We start from the raw sequence: 26690 nt of genomic DNA on the forward strand, positions 1-26690 counted from the left end.
ATGGAACCAGTCGTCAAAATCATGAGCGAGGCCGAATATACGATTGCTTTGTCGCGCGGCGAGATCAACGAGCCGACCCTCCAAACGGAAGGGTACATTCGTTGTTGCACCCCGCAACAGATCGGGAAATTCGTGCGTCGACATTATCATGGGGAGCGAGTCGTGCTCGTCTCGTTCCATGTCGGACGTCTCGGCAGCCTGCTCCACTATGAGTTTGACGAGGACGGGGAACGCTATCCCCACGTGTATAGCGCCATTCCCATCGCTTCGGTCAAACGAGTGCAGCCCTACGGCTCTCGGGACAATGGTACGGTCACTTATTTTGCTTACGAGCGAATGTGACCGTATTTTTTTTAGATTTTATGCATGAATATACTTTACAAGTAATAATTATGTGTATATAGTGGTTGAAGAACAAGTCGGACATATGATGAGTCAGAGAACAGTTGAGCAACATTCACATATATGTCATAATTTTGTTAAAGTTCTGATAATTTCATCCTATTGAAGAAAGGGACGATGAACATGAAAAAAGGTTTTCTAGCATTATGTATCGCAAGCCTAGCCGCTTTTACTGTAGCCTGTGGGGCAGACGTGAACGAAGGAGGTTCGACATCGACCGATGAAGATGACAAAGTCATCGTCATGGGGACGAGTGCGGACTACTTCCCATATGAATTCGTCGATACGGCGAACGGGGATGAGATTGTCGGATTCGATATCGATATCGCCAAGCAAGTGGCCGAGAACATGGGCTACGAATTGAAAATTGAAGACATGGACTTCGGGAGCCTGCTCGGGGCGCTCAACGCCGGTCGTGTCGATTTCGTCATGGCGGGTATGACACCGACAGAAGAACGGAAAGAGAACGCCGATTTCTCAGACATCTACTTCACGGCGAAGAACTTGATTTTGTCAAAAGGGGATGCCATCCAGTCGCTTGAGGACTTGGACGGGAAACAAGTCGGGGTCCAACTCGGATCGATTCAAGAAGGGATTGCCAAAGAGCAAATCCCGGGTGCTGAAATCGTCGCCTTGAACAAGATTCCAGAGATTATTCAAGAAATCAAGACCGGCCGCATCGATGCGATGGTCATCGAGGACACGGTCGCGAAGAAATATCTCGATCAAGACAGCGAACTCACGACGTTTGAAATCGTCGACGAGGAAGAGGCCGGTTCAGCCGCTGCCTTCCGTAAGGACGACGAGCTCCGTGATCAGTTCAATGAAGAGTTGAACAAGATGATCGATTCAGGAGAAATCGAGAAGTTGGCTCAAAAATGGTTCGAACAAGAAGCTGCACCAGCTGAATAAAGATTGTAGAAGGCTGACTGAAAGCATCAGTCAGCCTTTTTTAGGAGGAACTCACAATGGATTTTAGTCGGATTTATGATTCTATCCCGTATATTCTCGAAGGGATTCCCGTCATGTTCCAAGTCGTGCTCGTCTCGGCCTTGTTCGGGATTACGCTTGGCGTCGTCGTCGCCACATTCAAAATCGTCCCAAACCGTCTCGTCAACTTCATCGGGCACGCCTATACGGCCGTGTTCCGCGGAACCCCGCTCATCTTGCAACTCGCGATCATCCACTTCGGATTGCCGCAGTTGACCGGATATATCACGACGCCATACCAATCGGCCGTCATCGCCTTCTCACTGAACTCGGCGGCGTATATCTCGGAAATCATTCGGGCCGGGATTCAAGCGGTCGATAAAGGCCAGTGGGAAGCGTCGGATGCCCTTGGCGTCCCGTACGTCAAACAACTGCGATCAATCATCTTGCCGCAGGCGTTCAAAAACATCTTGCCGGCCCTCGTCAACGAGATGATCACGCTCACGAAAGAATCGGCGCTCGTCTCGACGGTCGGTGTGCTCGACATCATGCGCCGGGCGCAAATCGTCGGTGGGCAAAAGGCGATCTACTTTGAACCGCTCCTGTTTGCCGGTGTGATATACTTTACAATAGTGATGGTGTTGACGTATCTTGGTCAACGTCTAGAAAAACGGCTTAGAAAGAGTGATGGCAGATGATACAAGTAAACGATTTATACAAACAATTTGGTGACCTCGAGGTCCTCAAAGGCATTACGACATCGATTGAGAAAGGGGAGGTCGTCGCCGTCATCGGTCCGTCCGGTTCGGGGAAATCGACGTTCCTCCGTTGCTTGAACATGCTCGAGGTGCCGACGTCTGGAACGGTCAGCGTCGCCGGCTATGAGCTCACGAAAAAAGGGGCGAACGTCTCGAAAGCACGCCAAAATATCGGGATGGTGTTTCAACAGTTCAACTTGTTCCCGCATATGAGCGTGCTCGACAATTTGATATACGCGCCGATCAACGTCTTGAAAGTGAGCAAGGCCGAGGCGATTGAACGGGCGAAAAAGCTCCTCGAACGGGTCGGATTGTCCGAGAAAATCGACGCCTATCCGAGTCAACTGTCGGGTGGACAAAAACAACGTGTCGCGATCGCCCGGGCGCTCGCCATGGAGCCGAACGTCATGTTGTTCGATGAGCCGACGTCAGCGCTCGACCCAGAGATGGTCAACGAAGTGCTCGATGTCATGAAAGGGCTCGCCGAGTCTGGGATGACGATGGTCGTCGTCACGCACGAGATGGGCTTTGCCCGTGAAGTGGCGGACCGTGTCCTCTTCCTCGACGAAGGCATCTTGATGGAGGAAGGCAAACCGGCCGACTTGCTTCTCAACCCGCAAACCGACCGCGCAAAACGCTTCTTAGAAAAAGTCTTATAACTGAAACGATCCATCTGACACCAGAAAGGGAGGATTTCAATGAAGATCACATACTATGGCCACGCGACCGTGCAACTCGATATCGACGGGACTTCCGTCTTAATCGACCCGTTCCTGACGAGCAATCCGCATACGGACGTCGACCCGGCAAGTGTCAAAGCAGACTATATCTTGCTCACCCACGCCCATTTTGACCATATCGAAGACGTCGAATTGATTGCGAAACAGACGGGCGCAACGATCGTCGCGACACACGAGCTGGCGACATATTATGAGAAGAAGGGTTTTTCGGTCCACGGCATGAACATCGGGGGCGGCCATTCGTTCGCGTTCGGCCGCGTCACGATGACGCAGGCGTTCCATAGCTCGAGTCTCGACATGGGCGACATCCCGGTTTATATGGGAATGCCGGGCGGGTTCATCATCGAGACGAACGCACTCACGGTGTACCACGCCGGGGACACGGCGCTATTTTCGGATATGAAACTGTACGGCGAACGCTTCGAGATTGACGTCGCCTTCCTCCCGATCGGGGATAACTTCACGATGGGACCGGTCGACGCACTCGATGCGGCGCACTGGCTCCAAGCGAAACGAGTCGTCCCAATCCATTTTGATACGTTCCCGCCCATCAAACAAGACGCACGGGCGTTCTGCGATCAATTGCACCAACGTGGTCTCTTGATTGAGCCGAACACGACGATTGAGATTTGATGATGCATCCAGCGGTGCTCGAGACCGAACGGTACGTGGCGAAGCTGCATGCCGGAGACCATACCGGCCATGATATGGCCCATCTCGACCGCGTGCGCCGTTTGACGACGCATCTCGCGGAAGGCGAAGCGGTCGACGCTCTCGCTTTGACGCTCGCGGCGCTCTTGCATGATGTCGAGGATGAGAAGCTTGGACGTGATAAAGGTCTCGTCGCACGTCACCTTGACACGTTACCGATCGACCCCGAACAACGGGCTCACGTCCTGACGATGATTGAAGAGTCGTCCTTTTCAAAAGGACGGTCCCCGTCGTCACGTGAGAGCGCGATGCTGCAAGACGCCGACCGGCTCGACGCGATTGGGGCAATCGGCATCGCCCGGACGTTCCAATTTGCCGGCGCACGTGGCAATAGCCTCCACGGCGAGGGTGACTCGAAAAGCGCGATCGCTCATTTCGAGGAGAAGTTGCTCCGGCTCGCGAATCAAATGCATACGGAACGGGCGAGACGAATCGCCCGGGACCGCCACGCGTTCATGGTTACTTTTTTGGACCGGTTCGAAGCGGAATGGACAGGGCAAGACATATGAAACGGCCGAGGAATCCCTCGGCCGTTTTTTGGTTAGAACGGATGTTTATTTAGCCAATGGCCACCGTCGAGGGAAATGCATTCCCCGTTCAAATAGCGCATCTCGTCCGACGCCATCCAAAAGGCGAGGTCGGCAATCTCTTCCGGTGTCCCGAACCGTCCGAGCGGCACATTGCGGCGGATGCGCTCGACTTCTTTGACGTGGACGGCTAGTTTGTCGGCTCCACCTGTCCGCTCGATTGGCCCCGGGCTAATCGCGTTCACACGCGCCCCGAACTGATATCCCCATTCGACGGCGAGCGTTCGCGTCAAATTGAGCACACCGGCCTTGGCGGCCGCGCTCGGTGCGACACCGGCGCCCGCTTGCCAGGCATACGACGCGACCATGTTGATGATGGAGCCGTCACGCAGTTGCTCCCGTTCCCAATGCTTGCCGAGCACGTGGGTGCAGTTGAACGTCCCGTTCAAGACGATGTCGATGACGCTCGTCCATCCGTTCGGCGTCAAGTCGAGCGTCGGGCAGACGAAATTACCGGCCGCGTTGTTAACGAGCGCGTGCACTGGACCGAACCGTTCAATGATTTGATCGAGCGCAACGGCACACCCCTCATAGTCACGCACATCGTGTTGCACGGCTATCGCCGCTCCGGCCCCGATGGTCTCCAGTTCGCCCATCGCTTCTTGTAGCCGCTCCTCGTTGCGGCCGCTGATGGCGACGTTCCAGCCCTCGGTCTTGAATTTTAGCGCCATCGCCTTGCCCATCCCTGATGAGCCACCTGTGATCCAAATCGTTTTCATACAAATCCCCCTTTGAAATGAATGGTCGTTCAGTTTATGTATTCGCTCAGCGAAGGGGGGATTCCTGCAAAAAAAGTGACGGCCGTTGGGCCATCACTTCAACTGCTCTAAATAGGTCAATCCGAGTTCACGGTCGATGCGATACATCGTCCCGGCGACTTTCTCACCCCAATACGGGTCCGAGGCGTAATTGACGTTGACGCCTTCTTGTTTATTGCCAGGGAACGGTCCTCGGTCATAGGCGCCCGTCACGTACTTTTCGGCGAATAAACGAGCCGCCGCATCGATGCTCGCCTCGACAGACGGATAGGAGGCCGCATTTCCGCTCGGGTCGTTGTCGGTCGCCTGGAAGCCGAACAAGTTATTCTTTTCCCGGGCGATGGCTGACGTACCGAATCCGGACTCGTGTCCGGCGACGGCCATGAGGAACAAGGCGTTGATGCCGAACTCTGCCTCGGCATCTTTGAAGGCGTCGCCTTTACCAGCGAGCGGGCTGTCGTCGAGTGAGCCGAGGAAGGCGTCGAGCTCGCGAGCCGAATACGGTGCCTTCGACGCGATCGAGGCGAACTGGTATGGCGAATCGAACACGTCGCGCACGTCCTCCGTATAATAGCGGTCGGACGACTGTTGCGGCGCCGGTCCGACGAGGAACGTCCCGGCCAAGTTGCCGTTCGCCTCGACGGTATGGAACACTTGTCCGTCCCGCATCTGATAGAAGCCGCGACGCTCGACGACGGCGTCCGGATAAAGCGTCATGTCGGCCGGCTTCACGTAGACGTCGGCGCCGGAAATGTTCACCAACAAATGCTTGTCGGCCGTCTGCACGAGACGGAGGCGGGTCCCGCCGGCGACATACGACTGCCGTTTCTTAAACTCGGCGTCTTGATACAAGTTCGTGATTCGGTCGGTCGGGGTGACGGCGATACCGGTACCTATGAAGTCGATGACGTCGCCTGACGCATCGAGCAGGGCCCGGTTGCCCCCACGTTCCATATAGTCCCGCGCCTCGTCGAGTGACTCAAATGATCGGGTCGAGACGTCCCCGCTGTCATAGGTCTGAACGGTATACGAGCCGCTCGGACGGTCTTGGAGCCAAAGGAAACCTAAAACGGCGAGGGCGAGCGTGAGCAGCGTGGGAATCACGCCACGTTTTTTTCTTTTCAATACGATCACTTCCAAACATATGGATTGCCAAACGGAACAAACTAGTGAACAATTTTGTGAGAGAGGAGGAGATATTTATGAAAATCGGATCACGCACGCTCAAGACTGCGGCGGCAGCCGGGATCGCCATGCTCATCTCCGAGACGATTCATCTCGATTACTACGTCTTCGCAGCCATCATCGCCATCCTCAGTATTCAGGAGACACGGAAAAAGTCGTTTCGGGCTTCCTATGAGCGGGTCATGGCCAGCCTGATTGCAATCGGCATGGGGGCATTGATGTTCACCTTGCTCGGTTATTCACCGGCGACGCTCACACTTTATTTTGTCATGTTCATCCCGCTCGTTCAACAGCTCAAACTGCAGGACGGCATGATCACGAGTGTCGTCATCTTGACCCATCTATATACGGAAGGGCAGTTCTCGCTCGATTTGTTCGTGAACGAGCTGTTATTGATCGCCATCGGCGTCGGGGTCGGACTCGTCGTCAACATGTATATGCCGACACTTGATAAAGAGATCGAGCGCATCAAAGACAATATCGACCGGGCCCTCGCCGTTCACTTTTATGATGTGGCCGCCTGTGTCGAGACGGGCGTCTATAACGACCATTCGATGATGCTCTTGAAGACGCGGGATTATTTGAAACAAGGGAAAGACCTCGCGCTCCGTCGCATGGGGAACTCGATTGGGAAGCGGAACGAGGACATGGATTACCTGTACTTCCGAATGCGGGAGCGGCAATATGACATCTTGAAGCGCATCGCCGAGAACTCACGGGAGATCACGATGGTCGTCAATGAGGCCAAACCGGTCGCGACGTTCCTTCGGCGCGTCGGCGACAACGTCAACCAACGGGCCGACGCTTCGACGTTCCTACGGGAGCTCGAAGAGACGATTGAGCATTATCGAAAAAACGTACCCCTCCCCACGTCGCGTGAGGAATTTGAGGTACGTTCATCGTTATTAAATATTTTGTCGGACGTGAAGAGCTACTTGATTTTAAAAGAGCGGTATATCCTGCTGTTACAGGAACATGGCCACCCCGGACAAAAACGTGCTCAATAAAAAGATGGATACGATGACGACGACACCGATTTGAATGATGCGTTGACGCTTTTTCTGTTTCTTACTCATGACGTTCCTCCAAATGTGTTTGTCCTCATTGTACAGAATGGAAAAGGTTCGTGCAAACGGCACGAGTTTGTTATAATAACCTAGAAATGTTTGGATGGAGGGATGTTTTCATGGTAAACGAGAAACGAGTGCTTGACACATTTTTACAACTGGTCGGGATCGACTCAGAGACGAAAGAAGAAGCAGTCATCTGTGAGCATTTAAAGGCGGTCTTCACAGAGCTCGGATGCGACGTCTATGAAGACGATGCGTCGACGAAAACGGCTCATTCAGGTAACAACTTGATTATTACGCTACCGGCGACGAAACAAGGCGTCGACCCGATCTATTTCACGGCGCATATGGATACGGTCACACCTGGTAAAGGGATCAAGACGAGTATTCAAGACGGTTACGTCGTGACGGATGGGACGACCATCCTCGGGGCGGATGATAAAACCGGATTGACGGCGATGATCGAACTCGTTCGCGTGTTGACGGAACAAGCGATTCCACACGGTCAAATCCAGTTCGTGATCACAGTCGGAGAAGAATCTGGGCTCGTCGGGGCAAAAGTGCTCGATCTTTCGAAAATTGATGCGAAGTTTGGATTCGCGCTCGATTCGGATGGCCCGGTCGGCGACATTATCGTCGCAGCACCGACTCAGGCGAAAGTGAACGCCAAAATCTATGGCAAGACGGCTCATGCCGGTGTAGCCCCGGAAAAAGGTGTATCGGCGATTCAAATCGCGGCGAAAGCAATCGCGAAGATGAAGTTAGGTCGCATCGATGATGAGACGACGGCAAACATCGGACGCTTCGAAGGCGGCCGTGCCACGAACATCGTCTGCGACTACGTCGAAGTCCTCGCCGAGGCGCGTTCATTGATTCATGAAAAGATGGAAGCACAAGCCGAAGCGATGAAACAAGCGTATCTTGACGCAGCTGAAGAACATGGCGGACGTGCGGAAGTCGACATCGACATCATGTACCCAGGCTTTAAGTTCGAAGAAGGGGACGAAGTCGTCGAAGTGGCGAAAGCAGCCGCGACAGCGATTGGCCGTCCAATTCGAATCTTGCATTCGGGCGGCGGTTCTGACGCCAACGTGATTGCCGGCGGTGGGATTCCGACCGTCAACCTTGCTGTCGGATATGAAGAAATTCATACGACGAACGAGCGTATGCCACTCGTCGAACTGTACAAGTTGGTTGAATATGTCGTTCAAATTGTCGAGCTCGTCGCGACACCTAAAACGAAATGAAAAAGAGCCGACGTGATGTCGGCTCTTCCTATGTGTTCGAGCTATTATGCGGCGAACTCCAACGATTCTAAAACGAGTTCGTCTGAACAGTGAAGTTCCATCGCTATGTCGTGAATGAGGATTGAGGTGCCTAATTCTTGTTGGTGTTTGCGATTCATTGAAGTCGCCCGTTCCCGGATCTGTTGATAGATCGAGTCGGAATGTTCAACTTTCTTCATCACGGATCACATCCTTTTTCAACGATTGCCTACAGTATAGCATGGAATGGACGACAAGAAAGGACAATATTATTTATGAAGTTACAATTTTTAGGAACTGGCTCCGGTATGCCGTCGAAACAACGGAACGTCTCGGGGTTGGCACTTACGCTTGCGAAACAGACGTGGCTTATCGATTGTGGCGAGGCGACCCAGCACCAAATGTTGCATACGAAAGTCAAGCCGCGCAAAGTCTCAGCCGTCTGGGTGACACACCTTCACGGGGATCACGTCTTCGGTCTGCCCGGGTTTCTGTCGACGCGCTCGGCGCTCGACGGATCGAGCCCGCTCACCTTGTATGGACCGAAAGGCATCAAGAAATGGCTCGAGTTGACGATGAAAGTAACCGGTTCTTATCTCGGCTATGATTTGACGATTGTCGAGTACGAGGACGGCGATACGTTCGAACAGGACGGGCACATCGTCACGGTCAGACGGCTTGAACATCGCTTTCCGTCTTATGGATTCCGCATCGAAGCGCCGGAACGACCGGGCGCATTGCTCGTCGAAAAAGTGAAGGCGCTTGGCATCCCGAGCGGACCGATTTATCGGACGATCAAGCAGTCTGACACGTTCGAGTTTGAAGGGGAAACGTACGCCTCTAAAGAATACGTCACTGACGCGGTTCCCGGACCGGTCGTGGCGATTCTAGGCGATACGGTCCCTTGTCCGAACGCTGCCATCCTCGCTACTGGCGTCGACGTGCTCGTTCATGAAGCGACGTTCATGCAAGCAGAGGCGAAGCTCGCCCGACAATACGGCCACTCGACGACAGTTGAGGCGGCAACGCTCGCAAAAACGGCGCAAGTCGGCCGTTTGATTGTCACGCATATTTCGGCCCGCTATCAAGGTCGAGACGAGGCGTTTGTGGATGAAGTACGCACCGTGTTTCCAGACAGCCATGTAGCGACTGACTTCTTCGAGTTTACAGTGGGGGATTAACGTGACAGTACAACTATACGTGTGGCTAGGCTTTTTCGTCATCAGTACGTTGCTAGGTTTACGCTTAAATCAACTGAAAGAACCGGAACCAAACTTTCTTATCAAATTTTTATTTTTTTCATTACTCGGGATCGTTTCATTCCCGATTGGTGGCTTTCATATTCCAATTGGATTCCTGATGTCGTTCTTATTCTTCCCGAAACGCAATAGCCGCTATAAATGGTACGGGGCGCTCGTCGGGTTCTTTTTCTTCATCGTCCTGTTGTTCGTCCCGCTGTTTGATCAATCCGAATTCCGGGCCGAGTCACAACAGATTGGAACGGTGTCGATTCAAGACGAGACGTTTGACGAGATGACAGACAACATTCTGCGCCGGATTAACAGTGAGTCCATTAAACTCGACCGAAGCAAAATGATTTTTAGCGAGGACGGTGAACTCCGTTCGCTCGAATATTTGCTCATGGTCGAACGCGCAAATTCGTATCAACAGATTCGAATCAACTACGACGAATCGGGCGAGCTGACGTATCGTCAAGTCGATGAATTGAATAAGGACTCGGGAAGTGCGTTCTTCGAGAAACTCGTCGACTTTGAACATATGCTCGACGCGATCCGGAAACCGGCCTGGTCTGAATTCACGACACAAGTCGATGCCCCGTTCCTCCAGTTCTCATTCGATGGGCTGTACGACATGTACACGTTCGAGAATGAGTCGATGCTCATGATCAATCGGGATAATCGCCTCGTCAAGTTCTGGTTGCAACGCGAGCCGGTGCTCGCCAACAGCATTCAATTGTCGGGATTGAGCCAGCAAGGGCGGACGACGGGTGAGAAGTACACGATTCTATACAACTACTCTATCCATCAACGAGAGGATTTGACTGATTTATGAAAAAATTGCTTCTGATGAGTTTACTTGTCCCGCTTTTGACCGCATGCGGAGGAGATACGACATCGACCGAGGAAACGGCTTGTGATGTCGAGCCGACGATTTCTGTTTACAATGCGGCGACCGAAGAGACGCTGTTCAATGAGAAGAGTGTCTGCTTAGAAGAAGGGGCGACGGTACTCGATGCCCTTGAAGCGACCGAGCTTGACATTGAATCGGTCGGCGACGGAGACATGACTTATGTCACGGCCGTTGACGGGATTGAAGAGAAGTCGGCCGGACAATCCTCAGGCTGGGTTTACGCCTTCAATGGTAGCCCGGGCGATGAAGGCGCCGGAGCCAAAGAAGTCGAATCGACCGACATCATTCAATGGCGGTTCGAAGAAGATGCGATTTCTTTCTTCGAATGAGGCAGATTGGGAGCGCAGACATCCGGTCACGCTCCTTTTCTTCTTACTCGTCCATTTGTACGTGTTGACATACTTGAATGACTCGATTTGGCTCCTCTTCGGTCTGTTCGGTTTGTTACTGATGGAACGACGGTTTCCACTGGCGATGCTCGGTGTTATCCTCGCGTTCTTATTGATTTCACTTGCCCCGTTCGTTCTCGGTTGGAGGATTTCGGTCGGTGGTGTCACAAATCAATTGATTCCACTCGCGACTTTTTTGTTCGGTATGATTTGGGTCAATCGATTCATGCGCCTCGAGCGTTTATTGCCGTTCTTGAACAAATGGCCTCGTTCGACAAGGTTGCTGTACGGCGGTTGGGCGCTCGTCCCGACGATGGAACGGGCGGTCCGTTTATCGTTGGCCAGTCATCCGCGACGTGACTGGCAAGAGGCCGTCGTCGTCGGTATCGACAGCCAACGCCTCGAGCCGGTATATGTGACGAATCGGATGAGACGCTTCGAACGACATGACTGGGGCCAATGCCTCGTCCTCGCTAGTTTCGGGGCGACTGCGGCTATGGTCACACCGGTTGTTTGGCTTCTGTATCCATATTTGACGAAGGGAGGGGTGCGCGATGCGTTGGTTATCCTTGGCAGACGGACATGATGAATTCGAGGAGTGGGTGAGGGAAGAACAAGCGCGAGTCGTTCGCCTCGACACTCCGCTTGCTGGGAAAGTCGCAACACTCATTTCTGGGAGTGACGCCCTGCGAGGAGCCGAACTGGCTGCCATTCTTCAAATCGATCATCTATTTCATAAGCGATTCGACGAGTGCTCAAGTGGGGAACGGCAACTCGTCCGAATCGCTCACGCCCTGGCCGATTCATCCGAGGCGATCGTCTTGATCGAGCCGTTTCGACATTTGGATCGGTTTCGGGTCGAGCATTTGACGATGTTGCTCAGCAGGTTGACCGGGCTCGGCGTTCGGATTGCATACACGGACAGGGCGCGCGAACATACCCCATCCGACCCGTTTCACGTCAATCCGACCATGAATCAGCCCCAACTTGTCGTGACGGACGTGTCCTATCGCCATCCGTTGCAGGCTTCCTATGCGGTCGAGCATGTGTCATACGAGGCGAAGCAGGCAGGACTGACCATCTGTATCGGAACGAACGGGAGCGGGAAATCGACGTTGCTCGAATTGATTGCCAAAAGCGTGCGTCCCTTGTATGGGAAGGTCAAATGGGCAGAGCGGCCGGTTTATTTACCGGCCGAGCAAGAGTACGGCCCGTTCCCGCATGCGGCGAATCGTCGCGTCGCTCAACTGCAGGCCGTCTTCGATTCCGAAGCTTCGCTGTTCTTGTTGGATGAGCCAAGCGTGGGCTTAACCGAGCAAGAGCGCTCTGAGTTTGAACGAGCGTTAACCGAGAAAGCCATGACAGCACATGTTTTGTGTGCGACGCATGATGAGCAACTGATTCAGGCGGCGGACCGTATCCTTTGCCTGTCGAACGGTACGATTGTCTTCGATGGCGATTTAGACGAGTATAGGAAACGGAGTGCGCTATGGTCACATACGTCCTCATCCTAATCATTGCGGCGGGAATCATGTCAAGATTTGAGCGGACGGACATCCCGATTGCCGTTCTGACACAGATTCTCGCGCTTGCCGTCATCGGGCGCTGGTTATTCGTGGCCATCCCGAACGTGCAACCGTCGACGGCGTTGCTCATGTTGACGGCCTTGTATTTCGGGTTCACGAGCGCCGCGATGCTGGCGTTGTTCGTCCCGATTTTATCGGGACTGTTGCTCGGACTCGGTCCGTTCGTCTTGTTTCAATTTTTAGGATGGCTTCTCGTCGTACTCGTCGTCATTTTACTTAAACCACTGCTTCGTCACTCGCGGTGGCTCCTAGCTTTAGTAGGTCTGGGGGCCGGTTTTCTCTTCGGCTGGACGGCCAATCTTTCGTTCGCGGAGGTCATCGGGGCCGACTTCGTCAAACTGCTCGTGCTCAGTCTACCGTTCGATGTGGCCCACGGCATCGGGAACGCCGTCTTCCTCATCTTGTTGCATGACTTGTTCGTTCGCATATTTGTGCGGGAAGACGGGTAACAAGTAGGTATCACACGAGTGAGGTGACACGTGCATGAGCGGATACGTCAATCTGGTTGAAATCGGTTGGTTTCTTTTCATCGGACTGCTGTTTATGGGGCTCAATCTGTTTTTGATGTCACGTCGGCTGCTACGGACGCGCTACGGGATGCTCAGTATCCTCGGGGCCAGCGTTTGGCCGGCACTCATGATCGTCTTGTCCGTTCAAGGTGGAAGCGTCCTCGGCGGGCTGACGGAACGGGCGCTCACCCTCGAAAGCACCTTGGCTTGGTCGGTCGTCGTGGCGACGACACTGATGGTGTGTATTCCAGGCATAACACTCATCCGGCGCATGATTCAGTTGGCGCGGTCATAATCAAATCACATAAAGCAGGAGGAAGTCCCCCGGGGGACCTCCTCCTTTTTTAACGTGCATACATGGGTTAAATCGTCGAGACGTCTTCCGATCCAGCATCTGATGGTTTTTGGAAGCGGCGCAAAATCTCAAGGCTGACTGCGCGTGGCATGAGCTTGGCCGCGGCGACAAGCAGTTGGTTCGACACACCCGGCACGATGACGCGTTTGTTGGTCATGACGCCTTTATAGCCGAAGAAAGCGACGAGATGAGACGGCATTTTTGACACCATCATCTCGCTGCCGGCCCGATTGAAGAATCCGGTATCGGTTGGACCTGGACAGAGGACACTCACGTGCACGCCTGTTCCTTTCACTTCGGCATGGAGCGCCTCGGTGAGCGATAACACGTAGGCCTTCGTCGCGTAGTAGACCGCCATATACGGACCAGGTTGGAAGGCGGCGACCGATGCGACGTTCAACACATAGCCATGATTCCGTTCCACCATGCCCGGCAAATAAGCTTTCGTCAATTCGGTCAAGGCGTTGACGTTCAAACGGACCTCTTCGGCCTCGGTCTCGGCATCGAGCTCGATAAACTCGCCGGCCGTTCCGAAACCGGCATTGTTGATTAAAAAGTCGACCGTCAGTCCGGCATCGGCGATTGCACTCGTCAATCGTTTTACGGCTTGGTGTTCAGACAAATCGAGGGCGAAGACGTGTACGCTGACACGGTAACGTTTCTCCAGTACTTTTTTTAATTCGTGCAACCGAGGCTCGTTGCGAGACACGAGGATACAATCAAATCCATCCCGGGCCGCTAACACGGCAAGATCGAGTCCGATTCCTGTCGAGGCTCCAGTAATTAAGGCTGTTTTTGTCAAAATCGTCCACTCCTTCGATATAAAAAGTCATACATTGTTACTGATTTCTTCACGAGTTGTTAAATTCCTGCTCGGCCGCGACGTCAAAACGTATGCTAGAGTATAGCAAGAATATGTGATTAGACTCACAAAGTGAGGAGAAGAAACCAAATGATGATACAGCTAGTGACTACAGCACAGGGCGTCGAGCAAGCAGAAGCGCTGATTATGGCGGGCTCTGACCGCATCTATATCGGAGAAGCAACATACGGGTTACGCCATAAGGGAGACTGGTCGTTGGAGGCTGTGCGAGAAGTCACAGCGATTGCCCACCGTTATGGCAAAGAAGTGACCGTCGCCGTCAATAATTTGATGCACAATCATCAGATTGAGACGCTGCCTGACTATTTATCGGCTTTAAAAACAATCGGGGTTGACAGTGTGACGGCCGGTGACCCGGGCGCCATCCGCTTAATCCGTAATGCAAATATCCCCTATTGGTATGATGCTCAAACGCTCGTCACGTCGGCCCGACACATTCAATTTTGGGGCAAACGCGATGCAATCGGGGCAATCGCGGCCCGTGAAGTGACGTTGACTGAACTCGGGCTGATTCAACAGCAAATCGGATTGCCGGTCGAAGTCCAAGTGTACGGACCGACGTGTATCCATCATTCGAAACGTCCGCTCTTGACGAACTACTTCAATGAGATTGGCCGATCGAACACGTTGGCAAAAGCACGCGAATACTATGTGAGCGAACCATCGGATGCGGACAGCCGCTATCCGGTGTATGAAGACGAAAACGGGACGCATGTGTTCTCTGAGGATTTGACGCTTATGGGACAACTGCCCACTTTAATAACAGGCGGCCTACACACGTGGAAGCTCGAGGGTTGGCACGCGGGTGATGCATTCGTTGATATCGTCCGCTTGTTCGATAAGGCCCGCTCAGATTTATTGAACGGTCGATTCGACCGTCTCGTCATGGAACGGCGTCTCGCCGAACTGCAGCCGGAACAATTCCGGCTCGGGACGGGACTATTGTTACGAAATCCAGAAGAGATCAAGTGAGGGATTGAGATGAAAAAACGTCCAGAATTATTAGCACCGGCCGGCAACTTAGAAAAATTGAAGATGGCGATTTTGTATGGGGCCGATGCGGTCTTTATCGGGGGACAACAGTTCGGACTCCGCTCTCGGGCCGGCAATTTTGGGTATGACGAGATGGCCGAAGGCGTCGCGTTCGCCCATGCGCGCGGGGCAAAAGTGTATGTCGCCGCGAATATGGTGACCCATGAAGGCGATATCGATGGCGCGGGCGAGTTCTTTTGCAAGCTTCGCGATATCGGCATTGATGCTGTCATCGTGTCCGACCCGGCCATGATTGAGGTATGCCTCACGGATGCGCCGGGACTTCCGGTCCATTTGTCGACGCAGGCGTCAGCGACGAACTATGAGACGCTCCGCTTTTGGCAAGAGGAAGGATTGGAGCGAATCGTTCTCGCCCGCGAAGTATCGATGGAAGAAATCAAAGAGATGAAACGGCAAGTCGATGTCGAAATCGAGACGTTCGTCCATGGGGCGATGTGCATCTCGTACTCGGGCCGTTGCACCTTATCAAACCATATGGCGCTCCGCGATGCGAACCGGGGTGGCTGTGCCCAATCGTGCCGTTGGAAGTACGGATTCTTTGAGGCGGACGAACTGTTGACTGACGAGATGGCAGCACGTGACGAGGAACCGTTCTCGATGAGCTCGGTCGACTTGGCGATGGTACGTCACATTCCGGACTTGGTCGACGCTGGCGTCGACAGCTTGAAAATTGAGGGACGGATGAAATCGATTCACTATGTGGCGACCGTTTGTAACGTCTATCGTCAAGTCATCGACGCGTACTGTGACGACCCTGAGGGCTTCGAGTTTAATCCGGCGTGGGAAGAAGAAATCTGGAAAGCGGCACAACGAGAACTCGCGACCGGATTCTATTACGGCGTCCCGACCGAGAACGAGCAACTGTTCGGTAAGCCGCGCGCCATCCCGCAATATGCATTCGCGGCACGCGTCATCGCGTATGAACCGACGACAAAAATAGCGACACTCGAGCAACGGAACCATTTTCGACGCGGGGAAGAAGTCGAGTTCTTCGGTCCCGGCTTCGTCCGTTTCTCGCAGCGTATCGATGAGCTGTACGATGAGTCGGGAGAAAGCCTCGAGACGGCGAACCAGGCGATGATGACGGTACGTGTCAAGGTCGAGCAACCGGTCGCGACCGATTTCATCATGCGCAAGCGAAAAGCCGGCGTCGTGAACACACCTGTGCCGAGCCCGGTCTGACACATCCGGCAAGACAACATAGTCGACCGTTCCATCCAATCTTGCTAACCTGTTAACATAGACGACAAAGGGGATGGAAGCATGAATCAGAATACGGAGCAGCTCCGGACCGATCCAATCGGACGCCTGCTGTTCAAACTGTCGCTACCGGCAATGATCGGGATGCTGGTGACGGCACTGTACAACATCATTGATACAATCTTCGTCGCCCGTGGCATTGGGTCGACTGCCGTGGCTGCCATCGGGATCGCCTTTCCGATTCAAATGATTCTTATGGCCGTCTCGAGCGCTGTCGGGTTGGGCGGGGCATCCATCAGTTCAAGGAAACTCGGCAAAGGCGACGATGCCGGTGCCGCCGTCACGTTTTTGAACGTGCTCGTCCTCGTCGGTGTGTTCGCCGCTTTTGCGGTCAGTTCCGCCTTTTTCATGTTGGATGACATCTTGAAAGTGTTCGGAGCGACGTCGGCCATCATGGAACTGAGCCGACAATACTTATCGGTCGTGCTCATCAGCTCTCCGTTCTTCATGTTCACACTCGCGGCGAGCGCGATGGTACGGGCTGAAGGACAGGCGCCTTATCAGATGAAAGTGATGCTCACGACTGTCGTCGTCAACTTGGTGACGACGCCGCTATTCATCTTCACGTTCGGCTGGGGCATTTACGGGGCGGCTTGGTCGACGGCGCTCGCTCAAGTCGTCGGGTCTGTGCTCATGCTCCGTTTCTTCTTCTCAAAAAATCGCCGCACCGATCTCGATTTCCAATGGCGGAAGTTTCGATTACGGTTCGGCGAATTGAAGGAGATTATGGCGATCGGCTCATCTTCGTTCATCATGATGGTGTCCCAGTCGATTTTATTCGTCGGGGTCAACGTCATGCTCGGAACGTACGGTGGGACCGAGGAACTTGCCATCTTTGCGATTATCAATAAATTCATGGCGCTCGTCGGGATGCCGATTATGGGCATTGTCCAAGGCATGCAGCCGATTGTCGGTTACAATTTCGGCGCCAAACAATTCGACCGGATGAGGGAAACGATTTGGACGGCAATGCGGGCTGGAATTGCCATCGCCGTCATCATCTGGTTGACGCTCCAGTTGATTCCGGAACAACTGATGCGCATGTTCACAACCGACGCCAACTTGATTGCCGGCGGCGTGACGGCGATTCATGTGTTGTTCGCCGTCTCGTTCCTCCCGAGCGTCCAAATGCTCGTCAACGGCATCTATCAATCGCTCGGGAAGGCTCGGGTCGCGATGTTCTTGTCGCTGTCGCGGCAGACGCTCTATACGATTCCACTCGTCTTCATCCTGCCGAACTTCTTCGGCGTGTTCGGTGTCTGGCTCGCGTTCCCAATCGCTGATGCGATGACCTTCCTGACAGCGGTCGGGATGGCTGTTTGGGATCGCAAGCTCTTATTCCGCCCGTCAGAAGACGAAATCGAAGCGAAAGCAACCAATTTATGAAGCGACGTCCGTTCTTGTGGAACGGGCGTCTTCTTTTAGGAACAAGTAAATTCCGCCGAGCAGGACGGCCGCACCGACCCATTGCATCACGCCGAGACGCTCGTCGAAGAAGACGAACCCGAACAGCATGCCCCATAATGCCTCGCCAAGGATGGTGATGCTGACAACGGTCGCACTGACACGGGCGAGCGCATAGTTGAACAAGTTATGTCCTAAAATCGTCGGGAAGAAGGCGAGGGCGAGGAAATACCACCAGTTGACCGATTCGAACGCGGTGAACGTCGTCCCCCGGACGAGAAGCATGAAACAGAGGACGACCGCTGCTACGAGATAGACGCTGAACGAGTATGTATTCGTGTTCATTTCGGTCCGGACGTGTTGGCCGACGAGCCAATAGCCCGCGATGAGCAGAGCGGCGATTAAAGCGAGCAAGTCCCCGAACAGCGCTTCACGTCCGAGTTGAATGTCGCCTGCCGCGACAAGCATACCTCCGAAGACGGCGATGAGCGCGAAGGCTAACCCTTTCCGGGTCGGATTCTTTTTAAAAATCAAGGCGTTCCCGATCAAGACAAAAATCGGGCTCGAAGTGACGAACAGCGTCGAGCTGGCGACGGTTGTATAATCGAGCGATAAAAACCAGAGCCAAAAATGGAACGCGAGCAACGTCCCGCTGAGGAGCAAGGCATATCGCGTCATGAGTCGTGTCCCGAGGAGCGACTTGAAATCGACGAAGGGCAACAACATCAGGCACGTGATCAGCATACGGTAAAACGCGGCCGTCTCGGCCGGTGCGGACGTCCATTTGACGAACAAGACGCTCGTCGATAAGAAGAAGACGGCGGCGAATAAGATAAGATAAGACAAGAGACATCCCCCTTTATGTTGTACATACTCTTCTAATGATATTATAGAATAGATAAGAAAATACATTCTTTCTCGAAAGTGTCGTTCCGACGAGATTTCGGATGACTGTGAAAGTAGGGATCCTATGAGATTAATTATTGCGGAGAAACCGTCGCAGGCCCAAAAACTGGCTGCGCCGTATCCATCAAAAAAGAAAAAAGACGAGATTGAGATCGCTTCATGTGCCCGGTTCCCAGAAGGCGCCATCGTCGTCTGGGCGGTCGGTCACTTATGCGAGCTGCAAGAACCGTCCCATTATAAGCCGGAATGGAAGTCTTGGAAATATGAGTCGCTCCCAATCGTGCCGGACCGATTCGACTATCGCATCTCGAAAGGCAAGTCGAAACCGTTCCAGACGATTAAGAAATGGTTGCACGACCGGTCCATCACCGACGTCATCATCGCATCCGATGCCGAGCGGGAAGGAGAAGCCATCGTCCGTCTCATTTTACGGCTCGCCGGCAATCAAAAACCTTTGTCGCGCCTATGGATCTCGAGTTTGACCGAGCAGGCGGTCGACCGTGGTTTCGCCGCACTGCTACCAGGCGACCAGACGGTCCCGTACTATCACGAAGCAATGAGTCGCGCCTGTGCCGACTGGCTCGTCGGCATGAACGCATCAAGAGCGTATACAACGCTGTTGAAGACGATCGGCATCGAGGACGTGTTTTCGCTAGGCCGTGTCCAGACTCCGACGCTCGCTTTGATTGTCAATCGCGAACGTGAGATTAAACAGTTCGTCCCAGAGCCGTATTTTGAGGTCGAGGCGACGCTTCAAAAAGGACGCGGCACGTTCAAAGCGAAATACACGCTCGGTAAGACGACGAAACTAAAGACTCGCGAACAAGCCGACGCGGTCGTCAACCGGGCGACCGGGACGGCGATTGTCCGTTCGATTGACAAAGAGGACAAGACGGAATACCCGCCGTTTTGGTTCAGTTTATCGGGTTTGCAGGCCGAAGCCGGCAAGCGGTTCGGCTTCGGGGCGAAGAAGACGCTCGACATCGCTCAAAAGCTATATACGAAAGGATGGATCAGTTATCCTCGGACTGACTCAAGTTTCGTCACACCTGACGAGGCGACGTTGTTCCCACAGACGAAAGCAAGGCTATTGAAGTCGGCGGCCTATGCCGAGTTGAAAGACGTGTTGACCGAGAACCCGTCCCGGAACAGCCGCTACGTCAACGCGAAAAAGGTCAGTGATCACTATGCGATCATCCCGACCGAGGCGTGTGGCGATGTGGCCCGACTTAGCGGGGATGAGGCAAAACTATACGATTTGATTAACCGTCGCTTTCTTGCGGCGTTCGCCCCTCCGGCCAAGCTTGAGAAAACGACGGTCGACCTCATGGACGGCGACGACCTGTACCGTGCAAAAGGGACGGTCGTCGTCAGTGCCGGCTATCGTCAAGTCGTCGAGATGAAGTCCAAAGACGTCGAACTCCCGGCGCTCACACTCGGGGAGCCGTTGACGGAAAAGAAAGTCGAAGTATTATCGAAACAAACGGAGCCACCGAAACGGTATACAGAAGGCGCGCTCATCATGGCGATGAAGGTGGCCGGTAAGCAGCTCGATGATGAAGAACTGATTCATATCATGAAAGAAGTCGAAGGGCTTGGAACCGAGGCGACACGAGCCAATATTATCGACGGATTGAAGAAGCGGGGCTATGTCGACCTACAAAAGAAAGAACTCGTCCCGACCGATAAAGGGCGCTTGTTGATTGACGTGCTCGGTGACAGTATCCTTGCTTCACCGGCCATGACGGCCAAATGGGAGAAACGTCTCAACGAAATCGGGCAGGCATCGGCTTCGGCCGCCGAATTTATCGACCAGGCGAAAAAGATGTCGATTCATCTCGTCGAAGAGGCGAAAGCGCGAGTCGAGACGGCGAACCCGGAAGGCTATACGATTGAAGCCCGACGTTTCGGGAAGAAGTCGGCGGCGCGGCCGAAAGCATCGTTCGGCGTCTGCCCGAGCTGTGGCAAGGGACTCGTCGAGCATGCGAAATTCATCGGTTGTAGCGGCTTTCGCGAAGGTTGCAAGTTTACGATGTCGAAACAAGTACTCGGCGTCGGAATTGCCAAAGATGAACTGAAACAGATGATTAACGGCGGGCAATCGAACGTGCACACGTTCAAAAAAGGGGACAAGACGTTCGATGCCGCGCTCTACCTTGAAAAAGGGGCACTTCGATTCGAATTTAAATAAAAAATAGAGCCATCCGCCGATGGCTCTATTTTTTCTGCTGTTCTTCTTCAGTGATGCGGCGATTGATTTCATCGTAATCGAGCACGATGTCGTCCTTGTTGTCTTTATAGGCATATCCTTTTTGAATGACAACGATTGACGCGATTAAGACGAGCAAAATAATCAAACCGCTCACAGCGAATATCCATCCCATGCGGCATTCCTCGCTTTCGTACTTCCAGTATGCCAAAAACGAACGAGATTCTCCATCTTTGAACCACTTCGAACTGTCACAGCATTGAAATACCTAATGAAGCGATTAGATATGATACAATAATATGCAGAAGAACACTGACAGAGAAAGTAGGGATGACTATGGCGATTTTGATTGTGGACGACGAACCGGTCAATACGATGGTTCTCGAACAATTATTGCATCAACATGATTATGAGACGATTTCAGTCTCGAGTGGTGAAGATGCGCTCGCGCTCCTGATGGACCCGCAAGCCCCGTCGCTATACGACCTTGTCCTGCTTGATGTCGAGATGCCAGGAATCTCTGGAATCGAGACGTGCAAACGGATTCGACAGATGAGCGGCTATGAGGAACTTCCCGTGATTATGGTCTCGGGTCGCACCGAGGAAAAGCAAATCGCAGAAGGTCTCGACGCTGAAGCGTCCGACTATACGACGAAACCGATTAAAATCACGGAACTGCTCGCGCGCATCCGCTCCGCACTCCGTTACAAAGCGGCCGTCGATGAACGCAAAAAATATGAGGCGCGGCTCCAGTATGACCTCGATCTCGCACAAAAGATTCAACAGAGCGCGTTGACCCCGCCCATCAGCAACGATGAGATTGACGTCCGGGCCCTCTACTTGCCGTCTAAAAAACTAGCCGGGGATATGTATGCCTGGTTCCAGGTCGCACCGGATCGCTATGGGGTCATCATCTTCGACGTGATGGGGCATGGTGTCTCGTCGGCGTTGATTACGATGGGGATTCGGTCGATTTTGCCCGGTCTCGTCAGCAACGTCCAATACCCGGTCGATGTGATGAGTGAGTTGAACCGTCAGATGACGTTCTTGTTCTCGGGAGAGGACATGCAGAGCTATTTCACGGCCGTCTATTGTTATATCGACACGACGAAGCGTCAAATCGAGTACGTCAACGCCGGTCATCCGCCGGTCATCGTGACGTCGGACTCGGGTGTGACCCGTCTCGAGACGACCGGTGTCCCGGTCGGCATGTTCGAGGAGCCGAATTTTGAGTCGAAGGTCATCGACATCGAACCGGGGATGACGATGCATATGTATACAGATGGATTGATGGAATGTTACAGCAAAGACATCGACGACGGCATCCGCTGGCTCGAGAAGGACGTCGCGTCATACGGGCTTGACTACGCGCGTCACGTCGCCGAACAACTCGTCCCTAAAATCGAGATTGAAGATGACTTGTGTCTCGTCACGGTCAAATTGATGTAAAAAGATGGTGTCGCCGCAACGGGCAACACCATCTTTTTTTTAGAAATATCGCTTGCGCCACAAAATGTAAAAGGCGAGGCTTGAGAAACCGATCATCATCGTAATGGCGAACACGAAGCCGATCGGTTGTCCTTCCCACGGCACTTGGACGTTCATCCCGAATATTCCAGAGATCATCGTCGGAATACTTAGTACGATCGTGATCGAGGCCAAGAACTTCATGACGAAGTTGACGTTGTTCGAGATGATCGAACCGAAGGCGTCCATCTTGATGCTGATGATATCGTTATAAATCGACGCCATCTCCATCGCCTGACGGTGCTCGACGAACACGTCTTCGAGCAACTCCTCGTCTTCCTCGTGCTTCTCGAGACTCGGTGTCTTGACGATGCGGTCGAGGACGCTGTCGTTCGCTTTGAGCGACGTCATGAAGTAGACGAGCGACTTCTGTAAGTTCATCAATTGAAAGATTTCCTGATTTCGCATCGAACGTTGCAACTCTTGCTCGAGCTCGTCCATGCGCCGATCGATTTGGCGAAGGAAGCGCAAGTACGTCATGCTGACTCGGTGCAAAATCTGAAAGACGAACCGGCTCCGGTAGTTCGTCCGGAACAAACGGGCTTTTCCGTTGGCGAACAAATTGAGCACGTCGAGGTCACGCGAACAGACGGTGATGAAGTGTCGTCCCGTGACGATAATCCCAAGTGGAATCGTATTATAGGCGCGTCCTGTGTCGTCTTCTTCCACATATGGGACGTCAATGATCATGAGGAGGCCCTCATCATCTTTTTCAAATCGTGGTTTTTCTTCAATATCAAGCGGGTCGTAGACGAAATCTTCAGGAATGCCGGAGGCGGCGATGACTTGATCGGCCTCATCTTTCGTCGGATTGACGAGTTGAATCCAGCTCCCTTTGTCAAAGTCTTCGATTTCGTCGACACGCCCAGATGCGTCGGTACGGTAAATCGTTAGCATAATGTTCCTCCTACCTTAGCTCAACCTAATTATAGGTAGGCGAATGGGAGAGTGCAATCGGAAAAGGAGGAGTTTTTTTGTTTTTTCTCGAAAACATGCTACAGTGGGTAGGAATGTTAGTAGGATTGAAGCAAAGGAGGGATGGAGTTGTCACAAACGCCCCATAATGCTCTGTTTAACGAAGAAAAGTTGGCGGAGCTCCATCAAATCGCTAGCGGAAATAAAGATTTCTTAAAAAAGATTGCCGAGACATATATCCGCCAATTCGAGGCGAAATTCCCGGAATTGAGACGCATGGTGCTGGAACGAAACCATGAACAAATCGAACAGCTCGCCCACTTGTTGAAAGGGGCCTCCTATTCTGTCGGCCTCGACGAGACGGCCGCCCGGTTCCAACAGCTCGAAGTGGCTGGAGAGACGAACGAGACCGAAAACCTTGAACCGATTCTCGACGACATCGAAGCCGATATGCGTCGCTTCGACCAAGAATGGGAAGCGCGCTTGAATGCATTATCATAAATAAAACGGGATTTCGCCGCAAGGCGAAGTCCCGTTTTTCGGATTAGGCTAAAAATTCGTCGAGTGTGGCAATCAACATGCCAATCTCTGGCTTCGTGATTTGGGCGTTCGCCCCGACCGCGTCGCCTTTATGTTTCAAGTCGTCCGAGATGAGCGAAGAGAAGATGATGATCGGCAGGTCGGCGAAACGATCCATCTCACGGAGTCGTTTCGTCAAATGCAAGCCGTCCATTTGCGGCATCTCGATATCGGTGATCAGCAAGTCACAATGGACGTCGCTCTGTTCGAACGCATCGAGCGCTTCCTTCCCGTTATTGAAAATCGTCGTGTTGAAATAGCCGGCGTCATCGAGCGTATCGATGATGAGCGTCCGCAACATCTCCGAGTCTTCCGCGATCCAGACGTGTTTGTTCGAGCGCTCCCGGGCACCGAGTCGTTTGACCGATTCACGGGCCATGATGTCTTTACGGGACAGTTCGAGGGCGATGCGCTCGTAGTCAAGAAGGATGATCATCTGGTCGCCTGTCTTGACGACCCCGTTCGTGATTCCTTGCATGCCGCGTGCGAGATCAGACGGCGTGTCGATCTGTTCCCAAGAGATACGCTTAATCTCTGTCACTTGATCGACGCGGAGCACCGATTTCTCTCCGTTAAACTCACAGACGATCAAGCGATCGTTGTCTCCGACGTCACGCGGATGTCCGATGACCATCGGTAAATCGATGACCGTCATGACCTCACCGCGGAGCTCAATCAACCCCATGATTGCTTCCGGAGTGCCCGGGAGCGGAGTGAGGGGAAGCATCGTGATGATCTCACGTACCTTCATGACGTTAATCCCGAAAATGAACGGGCCTGACTGGAAAATGACGATCTCTAATTCGTTCGTGCCTGCCTCAAGTAAAATATTATGATCCATGCTCACTGGTGGTCCCTCCTAGTTCACGTACTCTCATCTCTTCTATCGGTCGATTTGATGAACATCTTCAGTTGAAAGTGGCAAAGTCGAGGCGGAATTGACAAAAAATTGACGAGTAACCGTTTACATTACATAAACTGAATCTTTATAGTTGTTCAACCGATTTGATTTTGCATACAATGGGGGTGGCAACGAGATATCAAAGCTTACTCAGGAGGCAGATAGAGATTATGAGTATGAACACGTATCCATATTTAATTAATGGACAATGGCAGGAATCGACAACGAACGAAACAATCGAACTCGTTTCACCTTATACAGATGAAGTCGTCGGGCACGTCCAGGCGATGTCTCGCGACGAAGTCGACGAGGCGATTCACGGCGCGAAAAGCGCACAACAGGAATGGGCGGCGCTTCCGGTCAACAAGCGTGCCGAACTGTTGTACGCTTGGGCGGACAAACTCGAAGAACGCGTTGATGAGATCGGTCAAATCATCATGCGCGAAGTCGGCAAGAACTTGAGCGACGCGAAGAAAGAAGTCGTCCGGACGGCGGAAATCATCCGCTATACGGCCGAAGAAGGTCTTCGCTTCACGGGCGGGTTCATGCAAGGGGACTCATTCCCTGGCGGTTCGAAGAACAAGATGGCAATCATCAAGAAAGAAGCTCTCGGTGTCGTCCTCGCGATTTCACCATTCAACTACCCGGTCAACTTGGCAGCAGCCAAAATCGCACCGGCGCTCATCACAGGTAACGCGGTCGTCTTCAAACCGGCGACACAAGGTGCCATCAGTGGTGTGAAGATGATCGAGGCACTCCAAGATGCAGGTCTTCCAAGCGGTCTCTTGAACCTCGTCACAGGGCGCGGGTCGGTCATCGGTGACTACTTGACGTCACACCCTGGCATCGACATGATCACGTTCACGGGCGGTACCGGGACAGGTCAACACTTGTCGCAACAAGCATCGATGGTACCTGTCGTGCTCGAACTTGGCGGGAAAGATCCGGCGCTCGTCCTCGAAGACGCAGACCTCACGCTCGCGGCTGATCAAATCGTCAGCGGGGCGTTCTCGTATTCAGGACAACGCTGTACGGCGATTAAGCGCGTATTCGTGCTCGAGCACCAAGCAGACGAACTCGTCGGCATGTTGAAAGAGCGTGTCGAGAAGCTCACGGTCGGGTCACCGGTCGATAACAGCTTCATCGTCCCACTCATCGACAAGAAGTCGGCGGATTACGTCCAAGGCTTGATTGACGATGCCGTCAACAAGCAAGCGACGGTCGTCCACGGAAACGAGCGCGACGGCAACCTCTTGCACCCGACGCTCCTCGACCACGTCACACGTGAAATGCGTGTCGCTTGGGAAGAGCCGTTCGGACCAGTCTTGCCGATCATCCGCGTCAACTCGCTTGACGAGATGATTGAACTCACGAACGAGTCTGAGTTCGGTCTTCAAGCGAGTGTGTTCACGCAAAACGTGAACAGCGCCTTCACGGTCGCCGACAAGCTCGACGTCGGTACGGTCCAAGTGAACGGCCGCACGGAACGTGGCCCAGACCACTTCCCGTTCATCGGCGTGAAACAGTCAGGCCTCGGTGTTCAAGGGATTGGACGCAGCCTCGAGACGATGACACGAGATAAAGTCACGGTCATCAACCTATAAGACATCGGAGAGGAGAAATCCTCTCCTTTTTTTGTGTGATTGAAATCCATTCT

30 protein-coding genes are annotated in these 26690 nt (G+C 53.2%); 22 read left to right on the plus strand and 8 right to left on the minus strand.

The genetic code is table 11. From position 1 onward, the window contains the following. From KNP82_RS05485 to KNP82_RS05510, 6 genes are all read left to right on the plus strand, one after another. Positions 1 to 342, plus strand: coding sequence for a DUF952 domain-containing protein (locus tag KNP82_RS05485; protein ID WP_021067681.1), 342 nt, complete (start codon positions 1 to 3; stop codon positions 340 to 342). Between the two features lie 183 nt (positions 343 to 525). Then, positions 526 to 1314, plus strand: coding sequence for a transporter substrate-binding domain-containing protein (locus tag KNP82_RS05490; protein WP_029595285.1), 789 nt, complete (start codon positions 526 to 528; stop codon positions 1312 to 1314). 56 nt (positions 1315 to 1370) lie between these two features. After that, entirely contained in the window at positions 1371 to 2030 is a 660-nt protein-coding gene (locus KNP82_RS05495) for an amino acid ABC transporter permease (protein WP_021067679.1), read from the plus strand. Further along, on the plus strand, positions 2027 to 2749 hold the full coding sequence (locus tag KNP82_RS05500; RefSeq protein WP_029595286.1) for an amino acid ABC transporter ATP-binding protein: 723 nt from the start codon (positions 2027 to 2029) through the stop codon (positions 2747 to 2749). Before KNP82_RS05495 ends, KNP82_RS05500 begins: the two co-directional genes overlap by 4 nt. Positions 2750 to 2788: 39 nt before the next feature. Further along, positions 2789 to 3463 carry a metal-dependent hydrolase gene (locus KNP82_RS05505; RefSeq protein ID WP_021067677.1) on the plus strand — a complete coding sequence of 225 codons (675 nt, stop codon included), beginning with the start codon at positions 2789 to 2791 and terminating at the stop codon, positions 3461 to 3463. Then, positions 3463 to 4050 carry an HD domain-containing protein gene (locus KNP82_RS05510; RefSeq protein ID WP_251128649.1) on the plus strand — a complete coding sequence of 196 codons (588 nt, stop codon included), beginning with the start codon at positions 3463 to 3465 and terminating at the stop codon, positions 4048 to 4050. Before KNP82_RS05505 ends, KNP82_RS05510 begins: the two co-directional genes overlap by 1 nt. Positions 4051 to 4082: 32 nt before the next feature. Here KNP82_RS05510 and fadH read toward each other — a convergent pair whose 3' ends face one another. Together fadH and KNP82_RS05520 are read right to left on the minus strand one after the other, a co-directional pair. Then, positions 4083 to 4847 (minus strand): 2,4-dienoyl-CoA reductase, encoded by a 765-nt coding sequence (gene fadH / locus KNP82_RS05515; protein WP_021067675.1) that lies wholly within the window; start codon positions 4845 to 4847, stop codon positions 4083 to 4085. Positions 4848 to 4940: 93 nt separating this feature from the next. After that, a complete protein-coding gene (locus KNP82_RS05520) occupies positions 4941 to 6020 on the minus strand; it encodes an N-acetylglucosaminidase (protein ID WP_235045193.1) in 1080 nt (359 codons plus the stop codon). A gap of 68 nt (positions 6021 to 6088) precedes the next feature. Between KNP82_RS05520 and KNP82_RS05525 the strand changes: the two genes are divergently transcribed. Next, positions 6089 to 7078: an aromatic acid exporter family protein gene (locus KNP82_RS05525; RefSeq protein WP_021067673.1), complete on the plus strand. Its 990-nt coding sequence runs from the start codon at positions 6089 to 6091 to the stop codon at positions 7076 to 7078. Positions 7079 to 7257: 179 nt separating this feature from the next. Then, positions 7258 to 8388, plus strand: a complete 1131-nt coding sequence (locus KNP82_RS05530) for a M20/M25/M40 family metallo-hydrolase (RefSeq protein WP_029595289.1) — start codon at positions 7258 to 7260, stop codon at positions 8386 to 8388. A 44-nt stretch (positions 8389 to 8432) separates the two neighbouring features. Here the strand turns inward: KNP82_RS05530 and KNP82_RS05535 are convergent, their stop codons facing one another. Further along, complete coding sequence (locus KNP82_RS05535) at positions 8433 to 8606, minus strand: hypothetical protein (RefSeq protein ID WP_021067671.1); 174 nt, start codon at positions 8604 to 8606, stop codon at positions 8433 to 8435. Positions 8607 to 8681: 75 nt separating this feature from the next. Here KNP82_RS05535 and rnz point away from each other — a divergent pair, with 75 nt between their 5' ends. The 7 genes from rnz to KNP82_RS05570 are packed head-to-tail and all read left to right on the plus strand — an operon-like array spanning position 8682 to position 13336. Further along, complete coding sequence (gene rnz / locus KNP82_RS05540) at positions 8682 to 9587, plus strand: ribonuclease Z (RefSeq protein WP_214827274.1); 906 nt, start codon at positions 8682 to 8684, stop codon at positions 9585 to 9587. 1 nt (position 9588) lies between these two features. Continuing rightward, positions 9589 to 10479: a hypothetical protein gene (locus KNP82_RS05545; RefSeq protein ID WP_029595291.1), complete on the plus strand. Its 891-nt coding sequence runs from the start codon at positions 9589 to 9591 to the stop codon at positions 10477 to 10479. Continuing rightward, positions 10476 to 10886: a DUF4430 domain-containing protein gene (locus KNP82_RS05550; protein ID WP_214827276.1), complete on the plus strand. Its 411-nt coding sequence runs from the start codon at positions 10476 to 10478 to the stop codon at positions 10884 to 10886. Before KNP82_RS05545 ends, KNP82_RS05550 begins: the two co-directional genes overlap by 4 nt. After that, a complete protein-coding gene (locus KNP82_RS05555; RefSeq protein ID WP_214827280.1) occupies positions 10864 to 11532 on the plus strand; it encodes a hypothetical protein in 669 nt (222 codons plus the stop codon). Before KNP82_RS05550 ends, KNP82_RS05555 begins: the two co-directional genes overlap by 23 nt. Next, positions 11501 to 12460, plus strand: coding sequence for an ATP-binding cassette domain-containing protein (locus KNP82_RS05560; protein ID WP_214827282.1), 960 nt, complete (start codon positions 11501 to 11503; stop codon positions 12458 to 12460). The genes KNP82_RS05555 and KNP82_RS05560 overlap by 32 nt, the downstream gene beginning before the upstream one ends. Positions 12461 to 12477: 17 nt before the next feature. After that, positions 12478 to 12981 carry a hypothetical protein gene (locus tag KNP82_RS05565; RefSeq protein WP_251128650.1) on the plus strand — a complete coding sequence of 168 codons (504 nt, stop codon included), beginning with the start codon at positions 12478 to 12480 and terminating at the stop codon, positions 12979 to 12981. Between the two features lie 34 nt (positions 12982 to 13015). Beyond that, positions 13016 to 13336 carry a hypothetical protein gene (locus KNP82_RS05570; protein ID WP_214714680.1) on the plus strand — a complete coding sequence of 107 codons (321 nt, stop codon included), beginning with the start codon at positions 13016 to 13018 and terminating at the stop codon, positions 13334 to 13336. 67 nt (positions 13337 to 13403) lie between these two features. Here KNP82_RS05570 and KNP82_RS05575 read toward each other — a convergent pair whose 3' ends face one another. Next, positions 13404 to 14198, minus strand: a complete 795-nt coding sequence (locus KNP82_RS05575; RefSeq protein WP_021067663.1) for an SDR family NAD(P)-dependent oxidoreductase — start codon at positions 14196 to 14198, stop codon at positions 13404 to 13406. Positions 14199 to 14348: 150 nt separating this feature from the next. On the opposite strand from KNP82_RS05575, the gene KNP82_RS05580 reads away from it, so the two are divergent. From KNP82_RS05580 to KNP82_RS05590, 3 genes are all read left to right on the plus strand, one after another. Next, entirely contained in the window at positions 14349 to 15251 is a 903-nt protein-coding gene (locus KNP82_RS05580) for a peptidase U32 family protein (RefSeq protein ID WP_082665705.1), read from the plus strand. 9 nt (positions 15252 to 15260) lie between these two features. Further along, positions 15261 to 16514, plus strand: a complete 1254-nt coding sequence (locus KNP82_RS05585; protein ID WP_051627708.1) for a peptidase U32 family protein — start codon at positions 15261 to 15263, stop codon at positions 16512 to 16514. Between the two features lie 81 nt (positions 16515 to 16595). Then, a complete protein-coding gene (locus KNP82_RS05590) occupies positions 16596 to 17978 on the plus strand; it encodes an MATE family efflux transporter (RefSeq protein WP_131471238.1) in 1383 nt (460 codons plus the stop codon). Here KNP82_RS05590 and KNP82_RS05595 read toward each other — a convergent pair. Continuing rightward, positions 17973 to 18842: a DMT family transporter gene (locus KNP82_RS05595; RefSeq protein WP_029595301.1), complete on the minus strand. Its 870-nt coding sequence runs from the start codon at positions 18840 to 18842 to the stop codon at positions 17973 to 17975. The two genes, KNP82_RS05590 and KNP82_RS05595, sit on opposite strands and share 6 nt — an antisense overlap. 124 nt (positions 18843 to 18966) lie before the next feature. Between KNP82_RS05595 and KNP82_RS05600 the strand changes: the two genes are divergently transcribed. Next, complete coding sequence (locus KNP82_RS05600) at positions 18967 to 21093, plus strand: DNA topoisomerase III (RefSeq protein ID WP_029595302.1); 2127 nt, start codon at positions 18967 to 18969, stop codon at positions 21091 to 21093. 25 nt (positions 21094 to 21118) lie between these two features. Here KNP82_RS05600 and ytzI read toward each other — a convergent pair whose 3' ends face one another. Then, positions 21119 to 21286, minus strand: a complete 168-nt coding sequence (gene ytzI / locus KNP82_RS05605; protein WP_021067657.1) for a YtzI protein — start codon at positions 21284 to 21286, stop codon at positions 21119 to 21121. Positions 21287 to 21447: 161 nt separating this feature from the next. Here ytzI and KNP82_RS05610 point away from each other — a divergent pair, with 161 nt between their 5' ends. Next, positions 21448 to 22560, plus strand: a complete 1113-nt coding sequence (locus tag KNP82_RS05610; RefSeq protein WP_214827285.1) for a PP2C family protein-serine/threonine phosphatase — start codon at positions 21448 to 21450, stop codon at positions 22558 to 22560. 39 nt (positions 22561 to 22599) lie between these two features. Here the strand turns inward: KNP82_RS05610 and KNP82_RS05615 are convergent, their stop codons facing one another. After that, positions 22600 to 23535, minus strand: coding sequence for a magnesium transporter CorA family protein (locus tag KNP82_RS05615; protein WP_021067655.1), 936 nt, complete (start codon positions 23533 to 23535; stop codon positions 22600 to 22602). Positions 23536 to 23676: 141 nt separating this feature from the next. On the opposite strand from KNP82_RS05615, the gene KNP82_RS05620 reads away from it, so the two are divergent. After that, positions 23677 to 24054, plus strand: a complete 378-nt coding sequence (locus tag KNP82_RS05620; RefSeq protein ID WP_058763867.1) for an Hpt domain-containing protein — start codon at positions 23677 to 23679, stop codon at positions 24052 to 24054. Positions 24055 to 24097: 43 nt separating this feature from the next. On the opposite strand, the gene KNP82_RS05625 is transcribed toward KNP82_RS05620, so the two are convergent. Continuing rightward, a complete protein-coding gene (locus KNP82_RS05625) occupies positions 24098 to 24973 on the minus strand; it encodes a chemotaxis protein CheV (protein WP_021067653.1) in 876 nt (291 codons plus the stop codon). A 227-nt stretch (positions 24974 to 25200) separates the two neighbouring features. Between KNP82_RS05625 and KNP82_RS05630 the strand changes: the two genes are divergently transcribed. Further along, on the plus strand, positions 25201 to 26637 hold the full coding sequence (locus KNP82_RS05630) for an NADP-dependent glyceraldehyde-3-phosphate dehydrogenase (protein WP_029595305.1): 1437 nt from the start codon (positions 25201 to 25203) through the stop codon (positions 26635 to 26637). The last annotated feature ends 53 nt before the right edge of the window (positions 26638 to 26690 follow it).

Source organism: Exiguobacterium sp. s26 (assembly GCF_018618235.1).
GTDB classification, from domain to species: domain Bacteria; phylum Bacillota; class Bacilli; order Exiguobacteriales; family Exiguobacteriaceae; genus Exiguobacterium; species Exiguobacterium chiriqhucha.

What these genes read in the sequence shown, in the direction of transcription:
- KNP82_RS05485 (WP_021067681.1), top strand. Translation starts at nt 1, where the DNA reads ATGGAACCAGTCGTCAAAATCATGAGCGAGGCCGAATATACGATTGCT.
- KNP82_RS05490 (WP_029595285.1), top strand. Translation starts at nt 526, where the DNA reads ATGAAAAAAGGTTTTCTAGCATTATGTATCGCAAGCCTAGCCGCTTTT.
- KNP82_RS05495 (WP_021067679.1), top strand. Translation starts at nt 1,371, where the DNA reads ATGGATTTTAGTCGGATTTATGATTCTATCCCGTATATTCTCGAAGGG.
- KNP82_RS05500 (WP_029595286.1), top strand. Translation starts at nt 2,027, where the DNA reads ATGATACAAGTAAACGATTTATACAAACAATTTGGTGACCTCGAGGTC.
- KNP82_RS05505 (WP_021067677.1), top strand. Translation starts at nt 2,789, where the DNA reads ATGAAGATCACATACTATGGCCACGCGACCGTGCAACTCGATATCGAC.
- KNP82_RS05510 (WP_251128649.1), top strand. Translation starts at nt 3,463, where the DNA reads ATGATGCATCCAGCGGTGCTCGAGACCGAACGGTACGTGGCGAAGCTG.
- fadH (WP_021067675.1), bottom strand. Translation starts at nt 4,847, where the DNA reads ATGAAAACGATTTGGATCACAGGTGGCTCATCAGGGATGGGCAAGGCG.
- KNP82_RS05525 (WP_021067673.1), top strand. Translation starts at nt 6,089, where the DNA reads ATGAAAATCGGATCACGCACGCTCAAGACTGCGGCGGCAGCCGGGATC.
- KNP82_RS05530 (WP_029595289.1), top strand. Translation starts at nt 7,258, where the DNA reads ATGGTAAACGAGAAACGAGTGCTTGACACATTTTTACAACTGGTCGGG.
- KNP82_RS05535 (WP_021067671.1), bottom strand. Translation starts at nt 8,606, where the DNA reads ATGAAGAAAGTTGAACATTCCGACTCGATCTATCAACAGATCCGGGAA.
- rnz (WP_214827274.1), top strand. Translation starts at nt 8,682, where the DNA reads ATGAAGTTACAATTTTTAGGAACTGGCTCCGGTATGCCGTCGAAACAA.
- KNP82_RS05550 (WP_214827276.1), top strand. Translation starts at nt 10,476, where the DNA reads ATGAAAAAATTGCTTCTGATGAGTTTACTTGTCCCGCTTTTGACCGCA.
- KNP82_RS05555 (WP_214827280.1), top strand. Translation starts at nt 10,864, where the DNA reads ATGCGATTTCTTTCTTCGAATGAGGCAGATTGGGAGCGCAGACATCCG.
- KNP82_RS05560 (WP_214827282.1), top strand. Translation starts at nt 11,501, where the DNA reads ATGCGTTGGTTATCCTTGGCAGACGGACATGATGAATTCGAGGAGTGG.
- KNP82_RS05565 (WP_251128650.1), top strand. Translation starts at nt 12,478, where the DNA reads ATGTCAAGATTTGAGCGGACGGACATCCCGATTGCCGTTCTGACACAG.
- KNP82_RS05570 (WP_214714680.1), top strand. Translation starts at nt 13,016, where the DNA reads ATGAGCGGATACGTCAATCTGGTTGAAATCGGTTGGTTTCTTTTCATC.
- KNP82_RS05580 (WP_082665705.1), top strand. Translation starts at nt 14,349, where the DNA reads ATGATGATACAGCTAGTGACTACAGCACAGGGCGTCGAGCAAGCAGAA.
- KNP82_RS05585 (WP_051627708.1), top strand. Translation starts at nt 15,261, where the DNA reads ATGAAAAAACGTCCAGAATTATTAGCACCGGCCGGCAACTTAGAAAAA.
- KNP82_RS05590 (WP_131471238.1), top strand. Translation starts at nt 16,596, where the DNA reads ATGAATCAGAATACGGAGCAGCTCCGGACCGATCCAATCGGACGCCTG.
- KNP82_RS05600 (WP_029595302.1), top strand. Translation starts at nt 18,967, where the DNA reads ATGAGATTAATTATTGCGGAGAAACCGTCGCAGGCCCAAAAACTGGCT.
- ytzI (WP_021067657.1), bottom strand. Translation starts at nt 21,286, where the DNA reads ATGGGATGGATATTCGCTGTGAGCGGTTTGATTATTTTGCTCGTCTTA.
- KNP82_RS05610 (WP_214827285.1), top strand. Translation starts at nt 21,448, where the DNA reads ATGGCGATTTTGATTGTGGACGACGAACCGGTCAATACGATGGTTCTC.
- KNP82_RS05615 (WP_021067655.1), bottom strand. Translation starts at nt 23,535, where the DNA reads ATGCTAACGATTTACCGTACCGACGCATCTGGGCGTGTCGACGAAATC.
- KNP82_RS05620 (WP_058763867.1), top strand. Translation starts at nt 23,677, where the DNA reads ATGGAGTTGTCACAAACGCCCCATAATGCTCTGTTTAACGAAGAAAAG.
- KNP82_RS05625 (WP_021067653.1), bottom strand. Translation starts at nt 24,973, where the DNA reads ATGGATCATAATATTTTACTTGAGGCAGGCACGAACGAATTAGAGATC.